Origin of the sequence: Nocardia amamiensis NBRC 102102, from assembly GCF_001612745.1 — a bacterium.
Lineage (GTDB): Bacteria > Actinomycetota > Actinomycetes > Mycobacteriales > Mycobacteriaceae > Nocardia > Nocardia amamiensis.
The window spans coordinates 1-4,561 of sequence record NZ_BDBA01000035.1 but is presented as its reverse complement, the minus strand read 5'-3'; the positions used below and the strand labels follow the sequence as shown (position 1 = coordinate 4,561).

The window sequence follows — 4,561 nt, the reverse complement described above, 5'->3', positions numbered from 1 at the left end:
GCCGCCGTTCTGGCCGCCGTCGGCATCCCTATGTTCATGGTCACGCTGGACAACCTGGTCGTGACGAACGCGCTGCCGGTGATCCGCACCGAACTGGGTGCGTCGCTCACCGACCTGCAGTGGTTCGTCAACGCGTACACGCTGTCGTTCGCCTCGATGCTGCTCACCGCCTCCGCCATCGGCGACCGGCTGGGCAGGCGCCGGATCTTCCTGTTCGGCATCGGCCTGTTCACGCTGGCGTCCGCCGCCTGCGCGCTGGCGACCGAGCCCGGCATGCTGATCGCCGCACGCGCGGTGCAGGGCTTCGGTGCGGCGGGCGTGATGCCGCTGTCGCTGACGCTGCTGTCGGCGGCGGTGCCGGAGAAGATGCGCAGCGTCGCGATCGGCATCTGGGGCGGGATCTCCGGTCTCGGCGTCGCGCTCGGCCCACTTATCGGGGGCGCGGTTGTCGAGGGCCTCAGCTGGCAATGGATGTTCTGGGTGAATGTGCCCATCGGTGTGCTGGTGCTGCCCTTCGCGCTCCGGGTATTGACCGAATCGCACGGTGGGGCCAGACGCCTGGATCCGGTGGGGTTGATACTGTCGGCGGGGGGTGTACTCGCGGTGGTGTGGGGCGTCATCCATGGCGCCGATGACGGCTGGACCTCGTCCGGCGTACTGTTCGCGCTGATCGGTGGCGCGGTCCTGCTCGGTTGCCTGATCGCCTGGGAACTGCACACGCCGGACCCGATGCTGCCGCTGCGCTTGTTCCGCTCCCGTGCGTTCCGGGTGAGCAACACGACCAGCTTCACCTTCTCCGTCGGCGTCTTCGGCTCGATCTTCTTGTTGGCCCAGTACTTCCAGGTCGTGCAGGGTTACGGCCCACTGCAGTCCGGAATCCGCACCATGCCCTGGACGATGGCCCCGATGGTGGTCGCGCCGCTGGCGGGTTTGATCGTCGACCGGGTCGGCGCCCGCACGCTACTGACCACCGGGCAGGCATTGCTGGCCGTCGCGCTGGCCTGGATGGCGGCGGTCAGCTCCGTCGATGCGAGCTACGTGTCATTCGTCGGACCGTTCCTGCTCGCCGGCATCGGTATGGGCCTCACCTTCGCGCCGGGTGCCACGGTGGTGATGGCCGCGGCGGCCCCGGAGGACCACGCGATGGCCTCGGGCACCAACAACACCATCCGTGAAGTCGGTGTCGCCATGGGTGTCGCGGTGCTGGCGTCGGTGTTCGCCTCGCACGGCTCCTATACGAACCCGCAAAGCTACGTCGACGGTCTGGTACCGGCAGTGTGGGTCGGTGCCGCGATCGTCGCGGTCGGCGCGCTCGTGTCGTGGCTGCTGCCCAGCCGGATCGTCGCCGCGAGCTGACCGCCGCCCATTCGCCCGGCCCAGGCGATATCCTGGGCCGGGTATCCGCGATCGGTCCTGGAGCGCAACGATCGGCGCCGATAACAGACTCGCCGGTCTTCGCCAGCGGGTAATCCGCGTGAATCGCCCCGGAGCGATCGAATACGATGCGACCAGCAGCAATGCGGGTCGGCAATCAGCTGTGCCCGCGAACCGATCCCCAGGGGAGAGACGGAGCATCGTGGCCGACGACATCGACGCAGGCGAGCAGAACGCGGCGCTGACCGAGGAGGCACTGGCCGCGGCCGCGGCGGCCGCCGAGAAGGCGTTCGCCGCTGCCGCCGACCTGGATGCGCTCGCGGTCGCGAAAACCGAACACCTCGGCGCCAAGGCGCCGCTGGCGCTGGCTCAGCGCGCTCTGGGCGCCCTGCCGAAATCGGAGAAGGCCGACGCGGGCAAGCGGGTCAACCTGGCCAGGGGCCGAGTGTCCGAGGCGTTCGAGGCCCGGCGCGCCACGCTGCTGGCCGAGCGCGACGCCGCCGTGCTGGTCGCGGAGGCCATCGACGTGACGCTGCCCGCGCGCCGCACGGCGGTGGGCGCCCGGCATCCGATCACGGTCATCTCCGAGCAGGTCGCCGACGTGTTCGTCGCGATGGGCTGGGAGGTCGCCGAGGGTCCCGAGGTGGAGACCGAGCACTTCAACTTCGACGCGCTGAACTTCCTGCCCGACCACCCGGCGCGCACCATGCAGGACACCTTCCACATCGCGCCGGAGGGCTCCCGGCAGGTCCTGCGCACGCACACCTCTCCGGTGCAGGTGCGCTCGATGCTGGAACGCGACCTGCCGATCTACGTGGTCTGCCCCGGCCGCACATTCCGCACCGACGAACTGGACGCCACGCACACCCCGGTGTTCTCCCAGGTCGAGGGCCTGGCGGTGGACAAGGGCCTGACCATGGCGCATCTGCGCGGCACCTTGGACGCGTTCGCCCGGGCGCTGTTCGGTCCGGAGACCCGAACCCGCATGCGCCCCAACTACTTTCCGTTCACCGAGCCCTCCGCGGAGGTCGACGTGTGGTTCCCGGACAAGAAGGGCGGTCCCGGCTGGGTCGAATGGGGCGGCTGCGGCATGGTGAACCCGAAGGTGCTGATCGCCAGCGGGATCGATCCCGAGGTGTACAGCGGATTCGCGTTCGGCATGGGCCTGGAGCGCACCCTGCAGTTCCGCAACGGCATCCCGGACATGCGGGACATCGTGGAAGGCGACGTGCGTTTCACGCTGCCCTTCGGTATCCGGTCCTGACCCCACCCTTCGATCGAGAGAGCGAAACGTCAAGTGCGAGTAGCGCAGTCCTGGCTGACCGACATCATCCAGCGCACCAACCCCGAGTGGTCGGTGACGCCGGAGGAGCTCGACGCGGGATTCGTCCGGGTCGGGTTGGAAGTCGAAGAGGTCGACAAGCTCCAGCGCGTCAACGGCGGGGAGGGGCGGCCGCCGCTGGTGGTCGGCCGGGTCGCCGAGATCACCGAGCTGACCGAATTCAAGAAGCCCATCCGCTTCTGCAAGGTGGATGTCGGCAATCCCGAATTGCAGGAGATCGTCTGCGGCGCACGGAATTTCGCGGTCGGTGACCTGGTGGTCGTGGTGCTGCCGGGCGGTGTGCTGCCGGGTGGATTCCAGATCAGCTCGCGCAAGACCTATGGCCACGTCTCGCACGGCATGATCTGCTCGGTCGCCGAACTCGGCATCGGCAAGGACCACTCCGGCATCCTGGTGCTGGAGCCGGGCACCGCCGAGCCCGGTACAGACGCCAACGAACTGCTCGGGCTGGACGACACGGTCATCGAGCTGAACATCACCCCCGACCGCGGTTACTGCTTCTCGGTGCGCGGCCTGGCCCGCGAACTGGCCTGCGGGTTCGATCTCGACTACGCCGACCCGGCCGTGCGGACCCTGCCCGACTACCAGCAGGAGGCCTGGTCGATCCAGGTGGAGCCGAGTTCGCAGTGCACCCGCTTCGCGGCGCGCCGGGTCACCGGCATCGATCCGACGGCGGTCAGCCCCTGGTGGTTGCAGCGCAGGCTGCTGCTGTCGGGCGTGCGGCCGATCTCGCCCGCGGTGGACGTCACCAACTACGTGATGCTCGAGCTGGGGCAGCCGCTGCACGCGTTCGACGCGGCGAAGGTGTCGGGCGGGCTGGTGGTCCGTGGCGCGAGCACCGGCGAGAAGCTGCGCACGCTGGACGATGTGGAGCGCGTGCTCGACCCCGAGGACGTGGTGATCGCCGACGATTCCGGCGTCGTCTCGCTGGCCGGCGTGATGGGTGGCGCGAGCACCGAGGTGGGGGCGGAGAGCACCGACATCCTGCTGGAGGCGGCCACCTGGAACCCGCTGCGGATCTACCGGACCGCGCGCAGGCACAAACTGGTGTCCGAGGCGGGGAAGCGGTACGAACGCGTCGTCGATCCGGAGATCAACATCGCCGCGCTCGACCGGGCCGCGAGCCTGCTCGCCGAAATCGCGGGCGGCACCGTCGAACCGGTGCTCACCGACGTCCGGGTCCCCGTTCCCGCCGCCGAGCCGATCCGCATCGACATCGATCTGGCCGATCGCGTCGCGGGCGTCGTCTACCCGACCGGGACCTCGGCGCGCCGCCTGGCCCAGATCGGCTGCACCGTCGAGGTCGGCGTCAGCGAGACCGGACACGGTCAGCTGGTGGTGACCCCGCCGAGCTGGCGGCCCGACCTGGCGCAACCCGCCGACCTGGTGGAGGAGGTGCTGCGGCTGGAGGGGCTCGAGCAGATCCCGTCCGTGCTGCCCGCCGCCCCGGCCGGGCGCGGGCTCACCCCGGCCCAGCACCGCCGTCGCGCGGTGAGCCGAGCGCTCGCGTTCGCCGGTGCCGTGGAGGTCCCACCGCCGATGTTCCTGCCCGCGGGTGTGTTCGACACCTGGGGCCTGGACGCCGACGATCCGCGCCGGGTCACCACCCGAGTGCTCAACCCGCTCGACGTGGAACGCGCCGAACTGGCCACCACCTTGCTGCCCGGCCTGCTCGAGGTGGCCGCCCGCAATATCTCGCGCGGCGCGCGTGATCTCGCGCTCTACGGCATCGCGCAGGTGGTGCTGCCCGGCCCGAACACCCGGGCGATCGAGCCGCTTCCGGTGCACCGGCGACCCACCGACGACGAGGTGGCCGAGCTGCTCGACTCGCTGCCCCACCAGCCG

General features: G+C 69.9%; 3 protein-coding genes. All 3 read left to right on the top strand.

Going from position 1 to position 4,561, the window contains the following annotated elements; genetic code table 11:
- Window positions 1-1,356 (top strand): MFS transporter (locus NA4_RS09810; protein WP_245671234.1); only part of this gene is annotated, 1,356 nt, incomplete at its 5' end.
- Window positions 1,357-1,576: 220 nt separating this feature from the next.
- Complete coding sequence (gene pheS, locus NA4_RS09805) at window positions 1,577-2,638, top strand: phenylalanine--tRNA ligase subunit alpha (RefSeq protein WP_067467417.1); 1,062 nt, start codon at window positions 1,577-1,579, stop codon at window positions 2,636-2,638.
- Between the two features lie 33 nt (window positions 2,639-2,671).
- Window positions 2,672-4,561 (top strand): phenylalanine--tRNA ligase subunit beta (gene pheT, locus NA4_RS09800; protein ID WP_067467414.1); only part of this gene is annotated, 1,890 nt, incomplete at its 3' end.